This is a genomic window from Paenibacillus sp. GYB003 (assembly GCF_036577625.1).
In the GTDB taxonomy this organism is placed as follows: domain Bacteria; phylum Bacillota; class Bacilli; order Paenibacillales; family NBRC-103111; genus Paenibacillus_AB.
The window spans coordinates 1-24,324 of record NZ_JARBDC010000083.1 but is presented as its reverse complement, the minus strand read 5'-3'; the positions used below and the strand labels follow the sequence as shown (position 1 = coordinate 24,324).

At 58.5% G+C, this 24,324-nt stretch carries 21 protein-coding genes and 1 pseudogene; 16 read left to right on the top strand and 6 right to left on the bottom strand.

Annotated elements, in window-relative coordinates:
• Positions 1-37: 37 nt before the first annotated feature.
• Positions 38-5,974 carry an S-layer homology domain-containing protein gene (locus PV407_RS26000; protein WP_332092911.1) on the top strand — a complete coding sequence of 1,979 codons (5,937 nt, stop codon included), beginning with the start codon at positions 38-40 and terminating at the stop codon, positions 5,972-5,974.
• A gap of 132 nt (positions 5,975-6,106) precedes the next feature.
• Here the strand turns inward: PV407_RS26000 and PV407_RS29655 are convergent.
• Positions 6,107-6,235 (bottom strand): annotated as a pseudogene (locus PV407_RS29655) (YkvA family protein); the annotation flags it as partial.
• A 229-nt stretch (positions 6,236-6,464) separates the two neighbouring features.
• Positions 6,465-6,656 carry a hypothetical protein gene (locus tag PV407_RS25990; protein WP_332092910.1) on the bottom strand — a complete coding sequence of 64 codons (192 nt, stop codon included), beginning with the start codon at positions 6,654-6,656 and terminating at the stop codon, positions 6,465-6,467.
• Positions 6,657-6,956: 300 nt separating this feature from the next.
• Here PV407_RS25990 and PV407_RS25985 point away from each other — a divergent pair, with 300 nt between their 5' ends.
• The 10 genes from PV407_RS25985 to PV407_RS25940 all read left to right on the top strand — a co-directional run bounded on the left by PV407_RS25985 (position 6,957) and on the right by PV407_RS25940 (position 14,441).
• Positions 6,957-7,295 (top strand): DUF1801 domain-containing protein, encoded by a 339-nt coding sequence (locus PV407_RS25985; protein ID WP_332092909.1) that lies wholly within the window; start codon positions 6,957-6,959, stop codon positions 7,293-7,295.
• Between the two features lie 34 nt (positions 7,296-7,329).
• The gene (locus PV407_RS25980; RefSeq protein WP_332092908.1) at positions 7,330-7,683 is read left to right on the top strand and encodes an ArsR/SmtB family transcription factor; all 354 of its coding nucleotides are present in this window, start codon (positions 7,330-7,332) and stop codon (positions 7,681-7,683) included.
• Entirely contained in the window at positions 7,683-8,189 is a 507-nt protein-coding gene (locus tag PV407_RS25975; RefSeq protein ID WP_332092907.1) for an SRPBCC family protein, read from the top strand. The genes PV407_RS25980 and PV407_RS25975 overlap by 1 nt, the downstream gene beginning before the upstream one ends.
• Positions 8,190-8,356: 167 nt before the next feature.
• The gene (locus PV407_RS25970; protein ID WP_332092906.1) at positions 8,357-8,479 is read left to right on the top strand and encodes a hypothetical protein; all 123 of its coding nucleotides are present in this window, start codon (positions 8,357-8,359) and stop codon (positions 8,477-8,479) included.
• A gap of 223 nt (positions 8,480-8,702) precedes the next feature.
• On the top strand, positions 8,703-9,722 hold the full coding sequence (locus PV407_RS25965) for a hypothetical protein (RefSeq protein ID WP_332092939.1): 1,020 nt from the start codon (positions 8,703-8,705) through the stop codon (positions 9,720-9,722).
• 16 nt (positions 9,723-9,738) lie between these two features.
• Positions 9,739-10,227, top strand: a complete 489-nt coding sequence (locus PV407_RS25960) for a MarR family winged helix-turn-helix transcriptional regulator (RefSeq protein ID WP_332092905.1) — start codon at positions 9,739-9,741, stop codon at positions 10,225-10,227.
• A 229-nt stretch (positions 10,228-10,456) separates the two neighbouring features.
• Complete coding sequence (locus tag PV407_RS25955; RefSeq protein ID WP_332092904.1) at positions 10,457-11,464, top strand: aldo/keto reductase; 1,008 nt, start codon at positions 10,457-10,459, stop codon at positions 11,462-11,464.
• A 54-nt stretch (positions 11,465-11,518) separates the two neighbouring features.
• Positions 11,519-12,391: an aldo/keto reductase gene (locus tag PV407_RS25950; protein WP_332092903.1), complete on the top strand. Its 873-nt coding sequence runs from the start codon at positions 11,519-11,521 to the stop codon at positions 12,389-12,391.
• A gap of 242 nt (positions 12,392-12,633) precedes the next feature.
• On the top strand, positions 12,634-13,506 hold the full coding sequence (locus PV407_RS25945; protein WP_332092938.1) for an endonuclease/exonuclease/phosphatase family protein: 873 nt from the start codon (positions 12,634-12,636) through the stop codon (positions 13,504-13,506).
• Between the two features lie 218 nt (positions 13,507-13,724).
• The gene (locus tag PV407_RS25940) at positions 13,725-14,441 is read left to right on the top strand and encodes a metallophosphoesterase (RefSeq protein WP_332092902.1); all 717 of its coding nucleotides are present in this window, start codon (positions 13,725-13,727) and stop codon (positions 14,439-14,441) included.
• Positions 14,442-14,830: 389 nt separating this feature from the next.
• Here PV407_RS25940 and PV407_RS25935 read toward each other — a convergent pair whose 3' ends face one another.
• A complete protein-coding gene (locus PV407_RS25935) occupies positions 14,831-16,249 on the bottom strand; it encodes a LysM peptidoglycan-binding domain-containing protein (protein WP_332092901.1) in 1,419 nt (472 codons plus the stop codon).
• 194 nt (positions 16,250-16,443) lie between these two features.
• Here PV407_RS25935 and PV407_RS25930 point away from each other — a divergent pair, with 194 nt between their 5' ends.
• The 5 genes from PV407_RS25930 to PV407_RS25910 all read left to right on the top strand — a co-directional run bounded on the left by PV407_RS25930 (position 16,444) and on the right by PV407_RS25910 (position 20,357).
• Positions 16,444-16,776: an ArsR/SmtB family transcription factor gene (locus PV407_RS25930; protein ID WP_332092900.1), complete on the top strand. Its 333-nt coding sequence runs from the start codon at positions 16,444-16,446 to the stop codon at positions 16,774-16,776.
• A 28-nt stretch (positions 16,777-16,804) separates the two neighbouring features.
• Entirely contained in the window at positions 16,805-17,281 is a 477-nt protein-coding gene (locus PV407_RS25925) for an SRPBCC family protein (RefSeq protein WP_332092899.1), read from the top strand.
• Positions 17,282-17,422: 141 nt separating this feature from the next.
• Positions 17,423-17,944, top strand: a complete 522-nt coding sequence (locus PV407_RS25920; protein ID WP_332092898.1) for a TetR/AcrR family transcriptional regulator — start codon at positions 17,423-17,425, stop codon at positions 17,942-17,944.
• A gap of 896 nt (positions 17,945-18,840) precedes the next feature.
• The gene (locus PV407_RS25915; protein ID WP_332092897.1) at positions 18,841-19,290 is read left to right on the top strand and encodes a zinc-binding dehydrogenase; all 450 of its coding nucleotides are present in this window, start codon (positions 18,841-18,843) and stop codon (positions 19,288-19,290) included.
• A 65-nt stretch (positions 19,291-19,355) separates the two neighbouring features.
• Complete coding sequence (locus PV407_RS25910; RefSeq protein WP_332092896.1) at positions 19,356-20,357, top strand: glycoside hydrolase family protein; 1,002 nt, start codon at positions 19,356-19,358, stop codon at positions 20,355-20,357.
• 695 nt (positions 20,358-21,052) lie between these two features.
• Here the strand turns inward: PV407_RS25910 and PV407_RS25905 are convergent.
• The 3 genes from PV407_RS25905 to PV407_RS25895 form a co-directional block, all read right to left on the bottom strand.
• A complete protein-coding gene (locus tag PV407_RS25905) occupies positions 21,053-22,138 on the bottom strand; it encodes a hypothetical protein (RefSeq protein WP_332092895.1) in 1,086 nt (361 codons plus the stop codon).
• Positions 22,129-23,004 (bottom strand): caspase family protein, encoded by an 876-nt coding sequence (locus PV407_RS25900; protein WP_332092894.1) that lies wholly within the window; start codon positions 23,002-23,004, stop codon positions 22,129-22,131. The genes PV407_RS25905 and PV407_RS25900 overlap by 10 nt, the downstream gene beginning before the upstream one ends.
• A 42-nt stretch (positions 23,005-23,046) precedes the next feature.
• A partial coding sequence (locus PV407_RS25895) for a hypothetical protein (RefSeq protein WP_332092893.1) occupies positions 23,047-24,324 on the bottom strand: 1,278 nt, incomplete at its 5' end.

Genomic DNA, 24,324 nt, shown 5'->3' with positions numbered 1-24,324 from the left:
CGATCTATAAGCGGCGAGCGGCGGGGAGATGAACTCTATGAGGACTTGGAGTACGAAGGGGAATCGGGCAACGTTTATGGCGGCAATCGCGATCATCGTGCTCGCTTGCATCCCGTTTTTTCCGGAAAGGGCGGCGGCGGCGGGTGTCGATACGATTTTTGACGGAGAATTGTCGAACGGCACCTCCTTCGACAGGCCGATCATGCCCGGCGATGTAGCGACAAACAACGACGATCCGACCGATGATCAATGGGCGAATGCGTACTTCAGCAGAACGTGGTTTTACGACGAAGATAACGGCAGATGGGTCGGCGGGGGGGATACGAAGCCGTATACATTCCTGGAGGATGTTCCCTTCGAGCGAAATTATTTTGTCAGGAAAATCGTCCCGGAAACGTCCGGAAATTACGATATCGAGGTAGTCTCGGACCCGCAATATACGGACATTGACGATACGACCTTATTTTTGTACCGCGATCGTTTCGATTTTTCGAACCCGTTGGCCAATCTAATGGCCGGCAATGACGACGTGGATGCCGAGAGCATGCTGTTGTCCGCCATGATCGACATACCGCTTACGGAAGGTACAAGTTACTATATCGTCATGACCAGTTATGACCATGGGATTACAGGCAAAGTCCGCTTCAAGGTTTCCGGTCCGGGCGCGGTCAATGTCGTCGACCCGGCCAACGAGCCGCCATCCGTCCAAACACAGCCCGTCGACAAGACGGTTAACGTCGGCGGCAGTACGAGCTTTTCGGTAACGGCGACGGGAAAAGCGCCTTTGACGTACCGATGGCAGACGGATGCCGGAACGGGAACGTTCGTCGATGTCCATGACGGAGGCGTTTACGGCGGTTCGGCAACCGATACGTTAACTATTACCGGCGCGACCGCCGACATGAACGGCTATGCGTATCGAGTCGTCGTCGCCGGCAGCGTAAATCCGCCGGCGACGTCGAACGGAGCGGCGCTGACCGTTAACCGGCCGCCGGTTTTCGCTGGGTCGGCAACGAGTTTGACCCTGCCCAGGAACGCTTCGGCGACGGATGTCAAAAGCTTGCTCCACGCAAGCGACGCGGATTTAGGCCAAACGCTGACCTGGACGGAAGCGGCGGACGGCGCGCCAAGTCACGGCACCTTGACGATTACCGGCGCCACGGCTCCATCGGGAGGCGCGGACATCGCACCGGGCGGCACGATTACGTATCAGCCGGCAAACGGTTACTCGGGCCCCGACAGCTTCAAGGTGCAGGTCGGCGACGGGGGAGGCTCGGCAATTCGGACCATTGCCGTGAGCGTGACGGCAGGACCGAGCGTCGTTTCGGTCGGCGTGCCCGCAAACGGTACGTATGCGGAGGGCAGGAAGCTCGAATTCACGGTCGTTTTCGACCAGCCGGTGACGGTCGACGGCACTCCTGCGCTAGCTTTGACGATCGGAAGCGCGCAAGTCGCGGCCAACTATGTTTCCGGTACGGGAACGACCGAATTGTTGTTCCGGTATACGGTGGCGGCCGGAGAATTAGACGGCAACGGCATAACGGTCGGAACGCTGTCGGCTAACGGAGGGGCGATCCGCGGCGGTTCGATCGATGCGGATTTAACGCTGAACAACGTTGGCGGCACGGCGGATGTGAAGATCGATGCGCAGAAACCGTCCGTCACCGGCGTTTCGTCTGCTAAAGTGAACGGCTTGTATAAGGCCGGAGCCGTCATTCCGGTCGCAGTGATGTTCAGCGAGCCGGTCATTGTAACCGGTACGCCGCAAATAACGCTCGAGACGGGGGAGGCCGACCGGGCGATCGGTTACGAAAGCGGCTCCGGTACGGCGACACTCGTATTTACTTATACGGTCCAATCCGGAGATACGGCGAACGATCTGGATTACGTTTCGTCGTCCGCCTTGTCTGTCAACGACGGGTCGATTCGCGATGCGGCCGGAAACGATGCGGTTACCGCCTTGGCGGCTCCCGGTACGATCGGTTCGCTCGGCGCGAACAAGGCGATCGCGATCGATACGATCGAGCCCAAAGTCGGTTCCGTAGTTATGCCGGCAGCGGGAAGCTATAAGGCGGGGGATGTACTGACGATCACGGTGCATACGGACGAAACGGTGACGGTCGTCACGGCGGGCGGCGTTCCGCGGATCCCGTTGACGGTCGGAACTTCAACCGTTTATGCCGCCTATTCGTCGCAGGATTTATCGAAATCGCAAATGTATTTTACTTATACGGTGCAGCCGGGAGACGAGGATGCGGACGGGATCGCCATCGGTGCGGCCATTAGCCCGAACGGCGGGACGATCGAAGATGCGGCGGGAAATGCCCTGATTCCGACTTTGACCGAAACGGATACGGCCGGTATTCGCATCGACGCGATACAGCCGCACGTGACCGAAGTTTCGGTTCCTACCGATGCCACTTATATCGCGGGACAACATCTGGATTTCGTCGTGAAACTAAGCGAGCCGGTGACGGTTTCAGGCACGCCGACGCTTGATTTGACGGTCGGCGGCTCCGCTCGGACCGCGGCTTACATGGCGGAAAGCAGCACGGCGACCGAGCTGGCGTTCCGTTATCCGGTTGCAAGCGGCGATTTGGACACGGACGGTGTATCGGTCGCCGGTTCGATCGGCTTGACGGGCGGTTCGGCGATTCGCGATGCTGCGGGCAACGACGCTTTGCCGACGCTGCAAGGCGTCGGACGTACGGACAAAGTACTTGTAGACGCTGTTTCTCCGACCGTCGTCGGCGTCCTGGTTCCTTCGAACGGTACGTATCGGTTGGGACAGACGCTTGCCTTTACGGTAACCTTTTCCGAAATCGTGACGGTCGATACGGCCGAAGGTACGCCGGAGCTTGCGCTTTCGATCGGCACGGCATCCGTGCAGGCGGCTTATGCGTCGGGCTCCGGAACGAATGCGATTTCGTTCGCGTATACGGTCCGGTCCGGCGATCGGGATACGGACGGAGTGACCGTCGGAACGATCCGTTTGAACGGCGCGACGATCAAGGACGGTATGGGAAATGCGGCGCTGCTGACGCTGAATTCCGTAGGAAGTGCCGCCGGTGTGCTCGTGGACGCGGGGGTGCAGACGGTCGAAGCGTCCGCGGCACGATTAACTCCCCCGGTCGGAGAGAACGTTGCGATACATCTCGTAGTCAAAGATGCGCAAGGCAACGTCGTTACGGCATTCAACGGCGTGCGCGATGTCACGGTGTCGGGCTATGCGCAGGCGCCGAACGGAAGCTATGGCAGCTTCGCCGGGACGGAGTTGACGGCGGCTTCGTCGCAGACGATCGGGGTCGCGTTCGCGGGCGGCGCGGCGACGGCGAACCTGAAGCTGCACAAGGCGGCGTCGCAAACGATCGCGTTTACGGTCGACGGGGTGACGGTGCCGGCGTCGAACACGCTGACGTTCGCACCTGTGGCGGGAAGCGCGGTAGCGATGGAGCTGACGCAACAAATCGCGGCGCCTGCCTCGAACGGGGGGCCGTTCGCCCGACAGCCGGTTGTGACGCTGAAGGATGCGTACGGCAATACGGCCGCAGCAGATAACGCCACGGTTGTGACCGTATCCAGGAAAGATGCGGGGGCATGGACGTTGACGGGAACGACGACGGTCACCGCAACGGCGGGCGTAGCGACGTTCGACGGGCTCGGCGCGACGAACGTCGCGCAGGTCGCAGGCGCGCAGCTTGCGTTCGACGCGGGCTCGCTCGCGCAAATTTCCAGCGCCGCCGTGACGCTGCCTTGGCCGGGCGTCTCCGCGCCGGTCATCGAAACGGTAACGGCCGGAGACGGCCGCGTGATGCTCGGCTGGAGCGAAGTGTACGGAGCGGTCGGCTATTCGGTCTATTCCGGGACGGTCCCGGGGACGTACGGAGCGGCGTTCGCATCCGTCAGCGGCTCGGTTTACGAATGGACGGGACTGACAAACGGCACCGCGTACTATTTCGTCGTCAAAGCGACCAATCCGGCCGGGGCGAGCGCGGCATCGAACGAAGTGAGCGCCATACCGCAGGTGCCGTCGCCGGGTGCCCCGGTCTTGCATGCTCCCGTCGCGGGAGACGGGCGAGTCGGCTTGAGCTGGACGGCAGTGAACGGTTCGACGGGATATAAAATATTCATGAGAACCGCTGCCGAGCCGTACGGAGAGGCGGTCGGAACGGTTGCCGGTTCGGTATACGGCTACGAGGCGACCGGTTTGAGCAACGGAACGGCATATTATTTCGTCGTCAAAGCGACCAATCCGGGCGGAGACAGCGCCGCATCGAACGAAGCGAGCGCCGTGCCGAAGACGGTTCCGCCGGCCCCGACCGGCGTCACGGCGACGGCCGGAGACGGAGAGGCGATCGTCGGCTTTACGCCGCCGGCCGGCAACGGCGGCAGCGCGATCACGCATTATGTGGTGACGGCTTCGCCCGGAGGCGTTACGGCGACCGGTACGGCAAGCCCGATCACGGTCGCGGGGCTGACGAACGGAACGGCTTACACCTTTACGGTGAAAGCGGTGAACGGCGTCGGTGACGGCCCGGTTTCGGCTCCGTCGCAAGCCGTAACGCCGCAAGCCCCCGTCCAAGGAGGCGACGAAACGCCCGCTGCTCCAGCGGCGCCGATTCCCACGAGCCCGGGATCATCGGGAACGTCGGGAACGTCGGGAACCTCGGGAACCTCGGGAAACGGTGTGGACGTTCTGATCAACGGAAAGGTCGAAAACGCCGGTACGGCGACGACCGGCCGAATCGACGGCCGGACGGTAACGACCGTGGCCGTCGACCCGGGCAAGCTGGAAAGCAGGCTGGCGGCGGAAGGGGAAGGAGCCGTCATAACGATTCCGGTAAACGCGAATTCCGACATCGTCATCGGAGAGCTTAACGGGCGAATGGTCAAAAGCATGGAGCTTAAACAAGCGATCGTCGAAATCAAAACGGGTAACGCCGCCTATACGCTGCCGGCGCGGCATATCGACATCGATTCGTTATCGGAAAAGTTCGGCGCGTCCGTGGAGCTGCGCGATATCAAAATCCGGATCGAGATCGCGAAGCCGGCTGCGGATATGGTGAAAATCTTGGAACATGCGGCATCCGCCGGACCATTTACGATCGTCGCACCTCCGCTCGAATTTACGGTAAAAGGAACGTACGGCGAAACGACGATCGAACTATCCAAGTTCAACGACTACGTGGAACGAACGATCGCCATTCCCGAAGGCATGGATCCCGGCAAAATAACGACGGGCGTCGTCATCGATCCCGACGGTACCGTCCGCCATGTGCCGACCCGAATCATTGTAGCGGACGGCAGCTATTACGCGGTGCTGAACAGCTTGACCAACAGCGCGTACTCCGTCGTCTGGCACCCGCTCGCATTTGCGGACGTCGAAGGGCATTGGGCCCGCGAGGCCGTAAACGATATGGGCTCGAGAATGGTCATCTCCGGCATGGGCGATAACCGGTTCGTTCCCGACCAAGCGATAACCCGCGCCGAATTCGCTGCGATCGTCGTCCGGGCGCTCGGCCTCAAACCGGAAAGCGGAACTGTTCCGTTCACGGACGTAAAGGCTTCGGACTGGTATGGCGGCGCCGTACGGACAGCCTATGCGTACGGCTTGATCGGCGGATTCGAGGACGGTTCCTTCCGTCCTACGGAATCGATCACCCGGGAGCAGGCGATGACGATCATGGCGAAAGCGATGGGCATGACCGGCCTGCGGGCGGGCGTTCGGACCGGCGAAGCGGGAAGCTTGCTGCGTCCGTATGCGGATGCGTCGGACGCGTCGGAATGGGCGATCGCCGCCATTGCCGACTGCTTGCAGGCCGGCATCGTCTCCGGCCGGGAAGCAAACCGGCTTGCGCCGCAATCGGACATTTCCCGAGCGGAAGTGGCCGTCATCGTGCAAAGGCTTTTGCAAAAATCGGAACTTATTTCATCCGCCGATGCGGAAACCCCGATGCGGCCTGCCGGAAAATAACATGCAGCACATGCGCAAAAAAGCCGGAAGTCGACGCAGTCCGTCGACTTCCGGCTTTTTCTCGAACGAACCGGAAAACCTCCAGTTCACTCGCTCTCGCATAGGCGTCGTTTCGAAATAGGCGAGGGCAAAGCCGAGCGGCACAAGGATCAAATCGTCGAGATAGCCCAAAACGGGAATAAAATCCGGTATGAAATCGATCGGACTGAAAGCGTAAGCGACCACCAACGCGGCAAACCATTTGGCATACCACGGCACTCCGATCTTTATAGGCTAAAAATAAAACGAACAGGTTTCGCTTCAGCTCTCTTGCCTTCTTCTTCGCTTTATCCAGTACCGCCGCCGCTTCCATCGTACCCTCCGAAACGGGCGATTCCGAATGGAATATGAACCGCCATCGATTTCAGATTATCACCGCAGTATCGATAAATCGAACGAGTGCCGGACGAAAAGTTGAAAGGAGAGGGGAGCCCCTCTCCTTTCCCGGAACTTATTTTTTTCGGTATCCGTCATGATGGCCGCCCCAGCCGCCGTACATTCCGCCGTGATGACCGAAATGATGCCAGGGATGATAATGATGGTGGTGCCCATACCCGTAAGGGTGATAGTAATGCGGGTAATAATGATGGTAATACGGGTGTACGTGATGATGGTGATATTGACCGTAAGGATAGTAAGCCATAACAAACACCCCCTCCCATTCGTCTACATCATCATATGTGAGGCCGGAAGATTGGGAAGCTTGCCCAGCACCAAATGGGCAGGCGCGCAAGATGCTTGCGGGCAAATCCGGCGTATTCCCGAGCGTAAAGCCGATCCGATGCATGATCGAAATTTTTGTCTAAAAATTCCTTGACGGGAATATTCCCTTAATGGTATATTCAAAACAAGCAATCCAGATATCCCCAACAGGGAGGAACGATTGGCGGATCCCGCAACTTCCGATCCGGATCATACTAATGAGGAGAAGGAGAGTACCCCAATGAATCAAGAGGTCAGTTCGTTTATCGAAAACCTGAATCAACCGTGGCAAGTCGAATTGTGCGGCAAACTTCGGCAAATGGTCCATGAAACCATCCCGGATGTCGAAGAACGAATTCAATACAAGAAACCGCATTTTCTGAAAAACGGGCATTACGCGGCGGTTATTTCGCCTTCCAAGGACGCGATTGCGTTTATGATTATGAACGCAACCGGTCTCGAAGTTCCCAAAAGCTTCGAAGGACCGGCCGAACGGAAGTGGCTGAAAATACGCGAAGGAGATACGCCCGACTACGACTTGCTCGCCCGGCTGTTGGCTCAAGCTTCCGGTACGCTGTAAGCCTGCCGGTATCGGGAGGGGGAGATGTTGAGACATGAATGCGACAACATGGAGTGCGCTGGCCGAACCCAACCGATTGCAAATCGTCGAACTGCTGCGAGACGGCCCCAAGACGGTCGGGGAGATCGCCGATCGATTGCAAATGCGGCAGCCGCAAGCGTCCAAGCATTTGAAAGTTCTGAACGAAGCGGGAATCGTCGAGGTGCGTCCCGAGGCCAATCGACGTATATACCGGCTGCGGCTCGAACCGCTCCAAGAAATCGACGAGTGGCTGGATTCGTTCCGCGGCTTATGGGAAGAACGGTTTGACCGGCTTTCCGATTATTTGAAGCATTTGCACAAAGAAGGAAAGGGACTTCCTTTCCCCAATAAAGAGGAGGAATCGTGATGGCAGAACAACAACATGTTGGACTGGTGCTCACCCGTGTCTTCGACGCCCCGCGTGAGCTTGTATTTAAGGTCTGGACGGACCCCGAGCATTTCGGTAAATGGTGGGGACCGAAAGGCTTCTCGCTCGACGTCGTCAAAATGGATGTGCGTCCCGGCGGGATGTTCCTGGGCTGCCAAAAGTCGCCGGACGGCAGTCAGGTCATGTGGGGGAAGTTCGTTTATCGGGAAGTCGCCGCTCCGGAAAAGCTGGTGTATGTCCAATCGTTTTCGGACGAACAAGGAAACACGATTCGGGCGCCGTTCAACCCGAACTGGCCGCTTGAAATCATCAATATTTTAACGCTCGAAGAAACCGGCAACAAGACCACTCTTACGCTGCAAGGCGGCCCTCTGAACCCGACCGCGGAAGAGCAAGCCGCATTCGACGGCATGGCCCCGATGGTCAAACAAGGCTTCGGCGGCACCTTCGACCAGCTTGCCGACTACTTGGCCGGCCAGCAATAAACGGATCAGAGGACGAACCGTTACGGAAAAAATAAACGAATGAAAGACTAACGGACAGCTTGGGCGGCCGACAGGGACAGTCGGTCGCCTCTTCGTATCAATCCCAAAATCCATGCAGCGGGAGGAACGCCCGGCAAATTCCGAACGGATTCGAGACGACGGGATACGTGATTACGAATTTTAAAACCGCTATCGACATGATCGAGAAGATTGAAGGTAGGGAGGAACGAATCGAAGTGATCCGAAGAGCGGGAATATTGTCGGGACGACTGCCGGATACGATCAAGTAAGCACGGCAACCGGAAGTAAAAGCGCCGTTCGAACAAAGCCCTATTCGCGTAAAAAGTCGCCAACTCGGCGGCTTTTTTCTTTTACGGGATCGGGGAGCCGTCGATTTTACAGTTGACCGACCGGAACGATTCCGCATATACTTAGGTTACCTAATTAATTACCACACAATATATTAGGATACCTATGTAGTTGAGAAGGCGAAAGGAGTTGTCCGCTGTGCGGATGCGAGGAGTGACCTACGATACCGGCTTCCTGAGCGAAGGAGGCAGCACGCACCCCGATTTTGATGCGGCGAGAGTGAGCCGGGAGATGGAGATTATCCGGCGCGATCTCCATTGCACTGCCGTGCGCGTGACGGGCGGCGAGCCCGATCGCCTGGACATTGCGGCACAAGCGGCGGCAGCGGCGGGCCTCGAGGTATGGTTCTCGCCGTTCACGAACGATCTGGACCAAGAAGAGCTGCTGGCCTTGCTCGCGGATTGCGCCGAGCGAGCCGAACGGCTTCGGCTTGCCGGGGCTGAGGTGATCATGGTCGCGGGGGCCGAGCTGACGCTCTTTACCCGCGGCTTTCTGCCCGGCGAGACTTTGCCGGAGCGCCTCTCGATATTGTCCCAGCCGGCCGTTGTCCGCGCGGCTTTCGCGAAACTGCCGGATCTGCTCAACGGCTTCCTGAAGCGGGCCGCAGATGTTGTTCGGGCCCGATTCGGCGGCCGCATCACATACGCGGCCCTGCCATCCGAACCGGTGAACTGGGAGCTCTTCGACTTGATCGCCGTCGACGCCTACAATTCCGCCGAGGTTGCGGATCGCTACGCCGATTCGGTCAAGAAGCTGGCCGGCTCGGGCAAGCCGCTGGCAATTTCCGAGTTCGGATGCACAACCTTCAAAGGCGCGCGCGATTTGGGCGCTCGCGGCATGTTCATCGTCGAATGGGACGGTCCGCGCGCCGTCCGCCTGACAGGCGATTTCGACCGCGACGAGTCCGAACAGAGCCGGTATTTTAACGAAAGCCTCGACGTTTTCGAGGAAGCCGGAGTCGATACGGCGTTTTGGTGTACGTTCGCGTCCCATAATTTGCCGTACGACGATGACCCTCGCCGCGATTTCGACCGGGCTTCTTACGGGATCGTGCGAGTCTTCAAGGAAGGCCGAGGCACGGCTTATCCCGACATGCCTTGGGAACCCAAGGAAGCGTTTTACACGATCGCGGAGCGATTCGCGGCGTCCAAGGAACAACAATAATCGAGGAGGAAGCGAATTGTCGGATAAGCTGCAGCATATCGCGAAGCTGTTAATGGAATCGTTCATCCAAAGTCGCGGGAATTCGATGCAGCAGCGCGCGATTTATAATCAGAAGCCGGGCGAGGCCATGGTTCTTTATTTCATCAGCGAGAATGTCAAGGACGGCGAGCCGGGGCTGAAGGTTTCGGACATAAGCGGGAAGCTGAACGTCACCTCGCCGACGGTATCGCAGCATATCAATCATTTGGAGGCGCAAGGGTTTGTCGAGCGGCATGCCGATTCGGCCGACCGGCGAGTCGTCCGGATTCGACTGACGGACGCAGGCAAAGCGTACATTCAACGCATCAATGAAGCCCGCCTCGATATGTTCGTCGGTCTCGTCAACCATTTGGGGGAAGAGGAGAGCCTTCGCTTGGTCGGGACGTTGAGGAAAGCCGACGATTACATTCGGAAGCGGCAGGAACAATTGTTGAAGGTTACGGCAGACGAAAACGAAGAAATATAAGCCGGCTGCTTATGGTGCCGACGATGGCGCGGATGTCCGACGGGCATTCGCGATTTTTTTTTTGCTCAATGATTAGCTTTCATCGTTAGTTACTACAAAAATAGTATTAAGAATAAAATATATAATTATTGTAAAATGAATTGACTACTATTATTTATTGACGAATGCCACTTATAATAGCTATAAAGCTCCGATTCGATTCGGTAAAGCGAAGGGAGAGGATGAAGGCATGAAAACGCGTTATTTGGGAAGGACAGGGCTTCGAGTAAGCGAGCTGTGCCTGGGCACGATGACGTTCGGAGGCGCGGCCGACGAAAAAGAAAGCGCATCCATCATGAACCGCTATGCCGAAGAAGGCGGCAATTTTCTGGATACCGCGGACGTGTACGGCCGCGGCCGCTCCGAGGAAATCGTCGGAGCCTGGTTGAAGGGCAAGCGTCGCGAAAATTTCGTCGTCGCGACCAAGGTGCGCGGAGCCATGGGCGAAGGCCCCAACGACATCGGACTTAGCCGCAAACATATTCGGGCTGCCGTGGCAGCCAGCCTGCGGCGTCTCGGCACCGATTATATCGATCTGTACCAGGTACACGCATGGGACCCGGCCACGCCGCTCGAAGAAACGCTGAGTACGCTCCACGATCTTGTTCGGGAAGGGCTCGTGCGCTACATAGGCGCCAGCAATTTTCGCGCATGGCAGCTGATGAAGGCCATCGGCATATGCCGGGAGCGCGGCTGGGAAGAGTTCGTCTGTCTGCAGCCGCAATACAGCCTGCTCTGCCGGGCGACTGAATACGAGCTGCTGCCGCTGTGCGCGTCCGAAGGCATCGGCGTCATCCCGTGGAGCCCGCTGCGCGGCGGCTGGTTGAGCGGGAAGTTTCGCCGCGGCATGGAGAAGCCGCCGGAAAATACGCGCGTAGGCGACAGTCCCGAGCTATGGTCCAGATGGAATACGGAAACGACCTGGGCGATTATCGACACCGTTCAAGAGATCGCAAGCGAAACCGGCAGGACGCCTGCGCAAGTGTCGCTCAATTGGCTGCTGTCGCGGGACGAAATCACCGCGCCCATTATCGGCGCGCGCTGCGTCGAGCAGCTGGAGGACAATATGGGCGCATCCGGCTGGTCTTTGACGGCCGACCAGGTGGAGCGGCTGAATCGGGTCAGCGAGACGCCGGTCTCTTATCCGTACGATCAAGCCGCCGAGCTGCAGCAAAGGCGGGGCAGGGAACGAGCGTAATGCGGGCCAAGGCATGTACCGGATTGCATAATCCTACGCGGGGAGCTGGTCTTTATGTTGGAACGCAAAATGGGCAGGTTGAATTACAGGACGTCCGTCGTGATGTTCGGCGCCGCGAAGCTGGGCTCCGTGTCGCAGGAAGAAGCCGACGCATCGATTCGATTCGCGCTGGACAACGGCGTTCATCATTTCGATACCGCCGCCAGCTACGGCGATGCCGAAGTGCGCATGGGTCCGTGGATGCCGAAAGTTCGGGACGGCATTTTTTTGGCGACCAAAACGGGGGAACGCACGAAAGAAAAAGCAAAAGCGGAAATTCGCCGCTCTTTGGAGCGGTTGCAGGTCGATTCGTTGGATCTGATCCAGCTGCATGCTGTGGGGGACATCGAAAACCTGGACTTATGCATGAAAAAAGGCGGCGCGCTGGAGGCGCTGATCGATGCCAAGGACGAGGGAATCGTCAAGGCGATCGGAATTACCGGACACGGACACGGAGCGCCGGCGACTCATTTGGAAGCGCTTCGCCGGTATCCGTTCGACACGGTGCTGCTCCCGCTCAACTATTTTTTGTATTCCATCCCGCAGTACAAGGAAGATTTCGACAAGCTGACGGAGGAAGCGGGGAAGCAGAACGCGGCCGTCAGAGTCATCAAAGCGATTGCGAAAGGTCCGTGGAGCGAAGGACAGCGGCGAAACTATTCCACCTGGTACGAACCGTTCCATCAGCAGGACATTATCGACGCTTGCGTTCACTTTGCGCTGTCGTTCCCCGGGGTAGCCGCTTTGGCAAGCGCGGGAGACATTCAGTTGTTCCCGAAAATTGTGGATGCGGCGAACCGGTTCGGCTCGATGAAGGACGAAGACGCGCATCGCATTTTACGGCGGATCTCCGGATATGCTTCTCCATTTGCGGCATCTACGCCGTAAAGCCGCACCCCGATACATCCAAAACCGAAAGCCGCGTTTACCGGTCAGCCGGTGCCGCGGCTTTTTTCGTTAAGGAATGATGTCGATCCCCGGACAACAGCCGACAATCGGGTACAAGGTTCGGAGAATCGGGTATCCTTTTCCGAAAGCTATCAATCTATAATAAAAGCGTCGCGACACGATAGAATCCGCATTGACGTCAATTGCCAGTTTAGTTAGGGGAGTGAGCGATTGTGAGGGCCATGGGGAACAATCGGGGAACCGCCGTTTTATCGCGATGGTTGGCGCTTGTATTGGCGATCGCCGTAATCGGGATGGGAAGCCGGGTATCCGCGGAAGGGGCGCCGCCGGAATTTCCGAGAGGAGAAAACATTACCGTGAAAGTTTTGTCCTATAACATTCATTACGGCATGGGTGTCGACGGCGTATGGGATTTGAAGCGGATCGGCGACGTGCTCGCCGCTTCGGGCGCCGAAGTGATCGGACTTCAGGAAATCGACAAGCACTGGTCCGCCAGAAGCCAATTTCTGGACGAGACGAAATGGCTCGCCGACTATTTGGGCATGCATTACGCGTTCGGCGCCAATCTGGACCGCGATCCTCTCGAGGAGGGGGGCGAACGCCGCCAGTACGGGACGGCGATTTTAAGCAAATATCCGATTATCGCAAGCGACAATCAGCTGATTACGAGCAGCCCGCGGGAGCAGCGGGGGCTTCTGAAAGCGACGATCAACGTCAAAGGCAATTTTATACACATTTTCAATACCCATCTCGGACTAAGCCCGGAAGAGAGAGCCGAGCAAACCGCCGAAATCGTCGAAATCGTCGGCGAGCAGAACGGCTCGATCATCATGGGGGATTTGAACGCGGCTCCGAACACGAAAGAGATATTGATCCTGTCGAACGCTTTCCGGGACGCGTTCGCCGGAAGCGCCGCCGATTACACGTTCCCGTCGAACGCGCCGCGTATTCGGGCGGACTATATTTTCCATTCCGACGATCTCGAGCTCGGAAAGGCTGAAGTCATCGCCACTCCGGCATCCGACCATCTCCCGGTAACCGCCGAGTTCGTGCTGAAACGGTCGGCGCCGTTCGAGAACGGGGTTGGACGGTAACGGTTGGAAGGATTGACCCGACGCGCCGAAACTTCGGTTTTCGGCGCTTTTTTCTTTTTTTTTTGCACCCGTCTTTAATAAAACGTTTAAACCGGGGTTATATCCGTCTTACATTTCTTCGATACATTGAGGGGGAGGTGACAGTCCAATACGCGACAGGAGGTATTCGATCGATGAGCCGAAGCGAAACAAGCAAAAGCATGAGCAGGAGGGATTTTATGAAAGCCGGCGGAGCGGGCGCGCTTGCGCTTACGCTCGGGTCGGCGGGCGTGCCCGTCGGATTGTTCGGCGAAGGAGAGGCGAAAGCGGCGATCAACGACAATTTGAAGCTGCAGTTCAACTCCGACGGGACCTTTAAAATCGTCCAGTTCAACGATACCCAGGATGACGAGCATATCGACCTGCGGAACGTGGAGCTGATGGAGAAGGTGCTGGACGCCGAAAAGCCGGATTTGGTCGTACTTAACGGCGATAACATTACGTCGGGCTGCGATACGGCGGCGGAGATGAAGCAGGCGATGAACAACGTCGCCCGGCCCATGGAGCAGCGGGGAATCAAATGGGCCGTAACGTTCGGCAATCACGACGAGGATTCGACTCCGAACGCCGGTCCGGGCGAAGAGGAAATGCTGCAATTTTACATGGCCTATAAGTTTAGATCATGTCAACACGTATCACGGCAATTATTACGGCGTTCTGCTCGGCTATGCCGGAAGCGCGGGCTTCGGTACATACGGATTGCCCGGAGCGGATCGGAACCGACTGCGCGGCGCTCGGGTATTCCGACTCGACGAACGCGCCGAGCCTGCGCCGATTCCGGAAAACAAAAAGCAGGAGAAAATAAGAAGACCGTAGTCCCGATATTTCGGGCAGTAATCGCCGCACGGCAAAGGAGCTTTTCCCGCCGTACGGCGTTTTTGCGTTCATCGCCGTGATGCCCCTGCGGAACCGCCGTCCATGGCGATGAATCGTCCCCGGAAATCCATTATCGAGACAACGTTTGGGTATTGCCGTACCATTACGTTCGCGGAAACACGGAGCCGGAAGCACCCCAAGTTCAACCGTTAGCTCCGAGCGGTTTCGGGAGCAAACGGCTTGTGGAGGAAATGGGCGAACAGCTGAAATTGCTTGCTTTTTTCTTTCGGGGTTTGGGACGAAGCTGTCATGGAGGAAGGTAGATGAGCGAGAATCGAGCTGGTTTTCTCGGTGGAGCCTCCGTGCTCGTGAGATCGAAGTGTCAATGTGCCGGAGCCGTCCGGGCGTTTTACGACTCGGGTCAATGCGGTCGAGCATGTCGAAGAGGTGTTTCAGCCGCATCGCCAGGCTACACCTCGTATTTTCGAATGTTGAAATTGTTCTCCAAAAGCACCCAATTTTGCGGGAACGGATAACCTAAAACCCAATAGCTGATCCCTCGCAAATTGTAGGTTTTCACCAAATCGAACTTGGCCTGGGCGCTGCGCGCATCTTCGAACCAAACCTCGTGCGAGCGTCCTTGGCCGTCCACATATTTGAAAAACGGCGACTGGCTATGCGTGCTGTATTGAATGTCCGCCCGATGCTCGATCGCCCGCCGGATCGCTTCCTGCATGTCGAACGTTTCGGCTTCCTGTCCTTGAACATGCGGAACGATCCAGTCTCGCGCGTATACTTGAAATCCCATCCATATTTTATGTCTCGGAATGACGGTAACGGCATAGTCCAATACCGCGGCCATTTGATCGATGGGAGAGATGGCTTGCGGCGGGCCTTTCCTGTAGCCCCATTCATACGTCATCAGGACGACAAAATCGACAATGCTTCCGTGCGCCGGGTAATCGTGCGCTTCATAAAGCAAGCCCGGCTGCTCGCCGCTCGTTTTCGGGGCCAGATCGGAGGAGACGAAGTAGCCTTCGGCATGCATCCGGTCGACCGTGCGTCTCAAAAATTGATTGTACGGCTCGCGATCGTCGGGCGCGACATTTTCGAAATCCACGTTAAGCCCGCGATACCCTTTCTCCTTCATCGTTTGGACGATATTCGTCAACAGCGTTTCGATTAACTCGGGGTCGGACAAAATCGTATGCGCCAGCTCCGTACCGGCCTCCGTTGCCGAGAAGTTCGTGATGGCCATCATCGGAACGACACGGTTCGATAGGGCGGCTTGAATAATCGCGCGGTCATCGATGCTTTCCAGATTCCCATCCGCTCGGATGCGATATCCAAAAGGACTTGCGTAGGTCAAATCGGAAGCCGCTTCGCGAACGCCTTGCGCGCCCGCCGGTCCGAATTGGGTCGTAAACGCGTTGACGTCAATCGTTGGTTTCGGTTGTTCCGGTATCGTTAAAGTTTGGCCCGGATAAATGCCGGCGGGATCCGCAATCCGATTCGCTTGCACAATGGCCAGCGCCGTAGTTCCGAAGGATCGGGCGATGTTCCAAAGCGTATCGCCGGGCTTCACGGCATAAAAAATAACGGGGATCGTAACAGTTTGCCCCGGATATATCATGGAAGGATTTGCGATTCGGCTCGCTTGCATGATCGCCGGTACCGTAGTTCCGTACTGACCGGCAATGCTCCAGAGGGTGTCGCCCGGCTGAACCGTATACCTGACATATGGCGTAGGAATGACGATCGCTTGGCCGACGACGAGTTGGTTTGGATGTTCAAGTCCGTTGGCATTGACGATGTCATCGGTGCCGATTCCGTATCGCTGAGACAGCTGCCACAAAGTTTCTCCACTTTGCACCACATGAATATGCACGGGAACGACCTCGCTTATTTGGAATTTGCTTATACACTGTATTCCCGGTATTCTCCGTTCATGCCTAGCAACGCGGTAAATCCAGGCCGAAAGTTTCCTAAAAAAGAAATTTCCTTTACAGGAAACTTGATACTGTGGTATAGTGGATTCAGGCACTCGAGCCGATCGTTATCGGCAGCAAAAGGAGGGATTCCATGCATGCGGCCATGCTGAGCGCGCTTGCCGAACCGAACCGGATGAACATCGTGGAGTTGCTGCGGGACCGAGGAGCGCTTACGCTCGGCGAAATCGCCGAGAGGCTCGGACTTCGGCTGCCGCAGTCTTCCAAGCATCTTAAAGTGCTGACCGACGCCGGTCTCGTCGTCGTGCAGGCCGTCGCGAACCGGCGAATTTTCAAGCTGCGGAAAGACCGCTTCGCCGAGTTGGACAGGTGGGTGCAAACGTTTTTGGAGGCCAAGGAAGAGCAATTCGACCGGTTTGATGCTCTTTTGAGCAAGATGAAGGAACAGCAAAACGAACCGAATTAACCTATTATCGAAAAGAGGAGACGGGAACATGTCCAAAACGTCGATCATTGCGGAACCGAACAAACAGGAGGTCGTCATCAGCCGAATATTCGACGCTCCCCGCGAGCTCGTATTCCGATTATGGACGGATGCGGCCCAAATCAACGATTGGTGGGGGCCGAGCAGCATGACGACCGTCGTCGACAGTCTCGATGCGAGAAGGGGCGGCATTTGGAGATACGTACAGCGGGATCCCGCTGGCAACGAGTACGCGCATAACGGAGTCTTTCACGAAGTGACGTCGCCGGAGAGGCTTATTTATACGTACGAATTCGAAGGCGTTCCGGCCGTCGGACTGGTGACGGTCACGTTCGAAGAAGTAGCTGGAGGGAAAACGAAACTGACGGAAACCTCGCTCTACCCGTCGGTGGACATACGCGACGGCGTGCTTCGCTCGGGTATGACCGAAGGGGCGATCGAGCTCATGGATCGTTTCGCCCACCTGCTGGCCAAGCATTCCTCATGAAGCGAATGACAGGATCTCCGGATATTCCGGAGGTCCTGCCGCCGTTACCGATAATGCCGCCGCGTTGCCTCCGGGCTGTCGATCGTATATACTGGTTATACTGATTGATGAATCACTAACCGGCATGGAGGCGGCGGCACGATGGCTAAAATCGATTCGATATCGGTCAATCGCAAATCGGACATCATCTCGGCGGCGATCGAAGTATTTGCGGAAATCGGGTATTTCCGAGCCACGACGGCAAAGGTCGCGGAACGGGCTCAAATTTCGCAGCCGTATATTTTTCGGTTTTTCCCGACAAAGGAAGCGCTGCTGTTGACGGCGTTGGAGGTATCCTGGGCGCGCGTGATCGGTTCCTTCCGCAAAGTAGTCGAGACCGCGTCGCCGGAACAGCTGGAAACCGGCCTGATCCAAGCTTACGAGGATATATTGGACGCGTATCAGCATGAAGTGCTGCTGCAGATGCAGGCTCAAACGATCCGGGAGGACGCGATTCAGGAAGCGATGCGCAGCGGCTACGGAGAAGTTCGCCGAATCGTTCTGGACGCCTTCCGCGCAGCCGGCATGCCGAACGCCGAGGAACGGACGATGCTGTTCCTGGCCCGGGGGATGCTGTGCAACGTTTCGGCAGCGCTGGGCATGCCCGAATTAAAGGACGTATGAAGCGGCGCACTACCATTTGCACCTAACGTCCGGATTCCTCATCATAGTTCATCATGGCATTGGGCGCTCACGGCACGGGAGCGCCTTTTTGGTATTACTTTTCGGTATTACTTTCCTGTTTCCTTTTTGATGATCTCGTGGTGTTCGGATGACTGAAAATGTTGACTTTATCGATGCTGCGGACGAGGGGACGGGAGAGTGGGTCTTCTTACAGTTTTGTAAACGGAGAGTGCGCTAAAGGATGCAGCGAGCAGCGCCTTTCGGCTCACGGCAGGCGTATCCTAATCCCGCCGAACCGTCGGAATCGAACGAACGGGAAAATCTCCTGTTCACTCGCCCTCGTATAGGCGTCGTGTCGAAATACCGGGAGAAGCTCCCGCTAAAACGGTGCCGAATCGGCGAAATGCACGGTATGGACGATTTTAGCGGGATGTTTTCCCGTTGTTTTGCCCGGAAACGGGATACGAACGAAAATAACGGGAACATTTCCATCTCGTTCCCCGCTCCGCTGCCTTTTCGGCGCCTTCGGTTTGCGCAGAAAAAGACCGCCCTGTCCCGACCTTCGCTTAAGCGCCGAAGCCGGAGCGGTTTCCCGCTGCCGGCGGCGGGACACGGCGATACCGGCTCGTATGATCTATGCCGGCGTCGTCGGGAGTCGGAGCGGGAGGCGGGCATGGGACGGTGGTGGGACGGGTCTCCAGTTCCAAGTGTCTAACGGACATGGCGGCCGCTAATGAGCCTCCTTTCGCGCCGGATCAAGCCTCCGTGCTGGAGCCGCTCGCCATCGGGGCTCATGCGGTGCGGCGAGCCGGGGTGAAGGCCGGGGAAACGGTGCTGGTCATCGGCGGCGGACCGATTGGTTTGGGGCCAAAGAGGCCGGCGCCAAAGTCATATCGATGGACATCAACGAAGAAAGGCTCGCCTTCAGCCGAACGTGGGTGCAAACCGATCACACGATCCATGCGGGGGAGGATCCCAAAAAGCAAGTAGCGGCGATGACGTCCGGCGACTTTCCGACTGTCGTATTCGACGCGACAGGCAACGTCCAATCGATGAACGGCGCATTCGAGCTCGCGGCTCACGGGGGGACGCTCGTATTTGTCGGGCTGGTTAAGTCGGACATCGTCTTCCACGATCCCGAGTTCCATAAGCGGGAGCTGACGCTGTTAAGCAGCCGAAACGCTACGCGCCAGGACTTCGAGCACGTAATGGAGACAGTCGGGCGGGGGACGATCGACGTGGAAAGGTACGTCACGCACCGGGCTACTCTCGATAATCTCGTTCATGAATTCGATCGCTGGCTGATGCCGGAGTCGAAAGTCATCAAGGCTATGGTTGAGCTGTAGCGCGGGAGGTTTTATCGACACCGGGTCGGATGGAAGGCTCGTCGAAACGGAGGGGGAGCGGTTAAGTGATGGCGAAACATGATTACGATTTCCAAGCGTTGATGAAGCCCGTCCCGAAATCCGCGGTGTTTCGGATGGTCGGTTACCAGGTTTGGTGCTCGACCGTCGCAAGGGCTGCCGACGGCCGGTATCATATGCTGTTCTCCCGCTGGCCGCAGCGGCTCGGGCACCGGGCTTGGGTGACCCATTCCGAAGTGTGCCACGCGGCGGCCGATCATCCGCTCGGACCGTACGAAGTCACGGGCGTTGTTTTGCGGGGGAGCGGAGGCGACCGCTTCGACGCGGACGTCGTGCACAATCCGACGATGCTGGAGGTCGACGGCCGCTACTACTTGTATTACATGGGCAATAAAGGGAACGGCGAGTTTTGGAATCATCGCAACAACCAGCGGATCGGAGCGGCTGTCGCCGATCATCCGGCGGGCCCTTGGCGCAGGCTCGAGGAGCCTGTCGTCACCGTCAGTCCGGGGGAATGGGATCATTTGATGGTATCCAACCCGACCGTAACGCGAATGCCGGACGGACGCATCCTGATGGTATACAAAGGGGTTGGCGACGGCCCGCTGCCCCGGGGCGGACCCGTCGTGCTCGGAGTCGCCGTTGCGGATCATCCGCTCGGACCGTTCCGCAAGACGGCCGGACCGATCATGGTGAACCCGGAGCACGATTGGTCGGTCGAGGACCCGTATATTTGGTTCCAGGACGGCATGTTTTGGGCGCTCGTGAAAGATTTTCAAGGCTATTTCGCCGGGAACGACAAAAGCTCCGTCGCCTTGTTCCGCTCGCCGGACGGCATCGACTGGAGGCCGGCCGCCAAACCGTTCGCCTTTAAGCGCGAGATCGCATGGGCGGACGGAACGGTGCAAAAAGTCGACGCGCTGGAAAGACCGCAGCTGCTGCTTGAGGACGGGGAGCCGGCCGTCCTGTTTTGCGCGGTCGCCGAGGACGACAAGAGGGAAACGGCTTACAATATACACATTCCGCTGAAACGGCCGGAGCGGCTGTGACAAATGCTATGCAAGAGAATCGTCCGGAATCGTCCGGACGGTTCTTTGGCGTGCAAACCGATACGCTTGATCCTGGGGACGGAACGGGGGAGGCTCCAGCGGCCTGTGAAATCGCTCATTATTCGATCTTTGGGCCGCATCGCGACTTCATAGGCGCGTCAACGTTTCGCATTAGTCCCCAGTTTCTCCCTAAGCTTCCGCGAGCTTTCTTCCGGCTTTCGGACATACGGTTAACGAATCGTACTATCGTTATCGGAGCCGAATGCGGCGTATTGGATTTGCAATGAACTCCAGTAACGTTATTTCTCGCAAATCGGATCGTTTTCTTCATTTTTCGGCTCGATAACGTTGCACGGGTTCGTTAGCCTTGAAAAACGATCGTTTTTCCGCCAATAAGTATCGCAAGGTTCGTTAACCACCGATCCGGCTCATTCCGATTGCCGCGGTACTGGAGCTATCCCCGGTCATTCGAAACGCCAGCAGAAGGTCGAATGAACTGGAGGTTTTCCCGTTCGTTCTATTCCGGTTGCTGTAAGGGGACGCGGTCTCTTGTGCAACCCCGTACCCTTCACCTGCCGCGTCATCGGTACAATCAACAATCCTGTCCATACGTATTCACGAGATATTCTGAAAGGATCCGAAAGAAAAAGGCCCGTTCGATTCCAAAGCGGGGATCGAATGGGCCTCTCCGGCGTTTACGGCGGCGGTCTCAAGCCGATATGCAGCTGCGGCGGGACGCCCGGCGCGGCGACGAACGACAGCATGCCGTGCCGCGTCGGCGGGCGCGAGTCCGTCCGGCCGGCTAGCGGCGCGGAGACGGCGGCATAATGCCGGAACGGCCAGCCGCGCCGTTCGGCGGCATCCAGCAGCCGGCGGCGGACGAGGCCGTCGGGACCGATCGCCGTGCGGGCCAGGCCGAACAGGGAGAAAACGGCCGGGAACGCACTGGACCCGGGCATGACCGACACGCTGAAGCCGGCTCGCGTGAAAGGAAGCCGCTGCGCGGCGGAACGGCCGGCCAGCGCCTCGACGAGATCGAGCAGGTCCGCGGCTTGATCGGCCAAGCCGACGCGTCCCGTCAGCCGGTGAATCTCCCACGGCTGCAGGCCGTCGGCGCGAAAATAAAACTCCAGCCGGCCCGTTGCGAGATCGAGGCCGATCATGCGCAGGACCGGAGAGCGAGCCGTCAGCAGCGGCGCGCGGCCCAGCAAGTCCCGAACCCAGGCGTCCGCAGTCGGGGAGCCGCCCGCCGGCACTTCGGCGTACAGCTTGAAGGCGTCGCCGTCGGGGCCGTGTCTTCCGCCGATCCAGGCGCCGTATGCGAGCCGCCCTGCGGACTGAATATGGCGCAGCCGTTCGAGGTGCGGCTTCAGATGAGCCGGCGGGCACCCGGCGAAAGCTTCGCCCGTCAGACCGGCGACCGCCGCCAGCGCCCGGTCCAGCCGGTCGGCCGGCCCGCATTCGGGCCCCGCGCTCTCGACCGTATAGCGGATCGCTTCGCCGGTTGAAGCGAACCCGAGCTCGACCGGGAAACCGTCGGCGGTCAGCGCACTGAACCGCCAAGCGGCTTCGGGCGATGAAGAGGCGGAGACGCCCGCCAGCAGCCGTGCCAGTGCGGCGGCGGCACGGGCGGCGGGGAGCGGGGACTCGCGGCGATAATGCGCAAGCGCCCGATTTAGAGCCGGCGGCGTTTCTCGTTCCGGCGCCTGTTCCTGCGCATGCTCCCGCGCATGCTTCGGCGCATGCTCCCGCGCCCGATCCGGCGTCCTTTCTAGCGGCAATCTTTCCATCCCATCAAAAACTCTTCCTCCATCCGGTTTTGCTGTCCGCGGATTTGCGGCGTTTGCGACGGGCCGGCCAGCTCATGAACGCGGGTAACGAGCCGCTGGTGGAAGGTGCGGTGATCGATCAGGAAATTGCTCTGGTTGACCAGGTCCAGGAAAGCCTGAGTGAAGTAGCCGTGGCTGGACGTCTCGCCGGCGTATTCGTTCCACCGGCAAGCGGCGAACAAGGTCGATTTGGCCAGCGGGATGAACAGCTGATTCGGATCCTCGTTCATGCACAGCAGGCCGTTGCCGGCTTGGCTCACCTGGCTGACGTTGTTGGTATAGGCTTGCACGTTCGGCACGGTCACGCCGAAAGGAATGACCTTTTGCAGCGTGGCGATCAGGTTCTGGATGAATTCGTTCGCATAGCGGATGGAACGGACGGCGGCCGGATGCTCGGTCTCCTCGTGCATGCCGCCGGAGTGGCAGCTGTCGAGGATGATCGTGAAGTTCACGAGCGACGGCTGCAGGCTTTCGGCCGCGGCCGCCAAGTCCCAGTCGGTGATGAAGGACCCGGAATAAGGAATGATCGTCTGGTAGCTGGCTCCTCCGCCGATCGGATGCAGGCCGCCGTGACCGGCGAAATAGAAGCAGGCTACGTCCCCCGGTTCGGAGATCGACAGCATGTAGCGAATCGCCTGGCGGATGTTCGACGAGGTGGCGGTGCTGTCGGTGTAGAGCCAGATCTGGCTCGGATCGAACAGAAACGCATCCACCAGCAGGTGATACATGGCCTGGGCGTCGCGCACGCATCCGCCGAGGTTTCGGAAGCCTTGGACGGAGTAATTGTTGACGCCTACGACAACGGCTCGTTTGGTCATGGCGGTTCCTCCTTGGAACTGAACTGGATTTCGGATTCGGGCTTACGGTTCTTCCTGAACCAGGATCAGCGTCTCGGCGGTTTCGACGAACGGTACGCGGCGCATCGAATTGTCCGTGCCGATGAACGTCAGCTGGTAGCGGAACGTTTTGCGCGCCGGATTGAGCAGGGCGATGACCAGCTGGACGGAATCGGATTGGTTGCCCGCCATTTTCAGCCGTTCCTCGCGACGATACCCGTGCTCCGGATCGTCGTACTCGACGTCGATATACGCCATTTTGACCTTCGCGGCCTCGAACAGCGGGATGAACTCGATCTTGATCGCGCCGGGGAACGGATCGTCCACGGGAATCAGCGCGGCTTCGCTCGTAACCGGCTCCGTTTCGCGGGTCGTTCCGTCCTTCAGGTGATGGACGAACCGGTACGTGTAGCTGCGCATCGAACGGTCATCCAGCCGCAGCTTCCAGGTTTGCGCTTCCGAGCTTTGCGTCAGCACGAGCTGCTTTTTCTGGGCTGCGCCTCCGGGCGGCTGATACGCCAGGTGAACGTCGATGGAATCGACGACGCCCCAGTCGACGCTCGCGGGCCGCACTTGGACTTCCAGAAAGCCGATGCTGTCGAACGGGTTGAGCAGCAGCGTCCGGTCTTCGGTCCGGCGCGGGGCCAGTTCGTAGCTCATCCGGCCGCCTTCCCAATCCGATTGCGGGTTGAAATGGTATTGGACGGAATACTCGTAATCCGTATCGAGCCGCTCGTTCATGTACACCTCGAACGTCTGAGGGGCGTTGCGGGTTTTGTCGAACACGAAATCTTTATGCTTCATGGTCGCTGGATCAACCGGGTTGCCGTAAGTAAGAGACAGATGGGCCGAGCTGAGCCCGATGCGGTCGAAGTCGACCAACGTCTCCGCCTGGATCGTGAATACGCGGAAAAACGGATCGTCGAGATCGACTTCGACGAAATGGTTGTCCCGCTCCAAATCCGCGACCAACAGGCCGAAAAAGCCTTGCGGCGCATACGTGCGCTGGGTCGCCTCGGAGCGGTCGTAGACGAGCTTGATATGCTTGCGCTCCTCCTGGCGGACGAACCGCAGCTTGAACGACACGAGCGCCGGACTCCCGATGCCGCCGGGAGCGGAGGCCACGCCGGCCGGCAAGTTGGCGGCCCGGGAAGGCGGGACGTTCACGCCGACGGCGGCAGGCGGCTGGGGGACGGCGGACGGCGCCGGAAAGCCGGTGGCTTCCGTCGGACTGACGCCCGCCGCGGGGGGCGCCGCCGGCGGCGTCGGGTTGTGGCCGTCCGCGGCCTCGCCGCGGCCGGT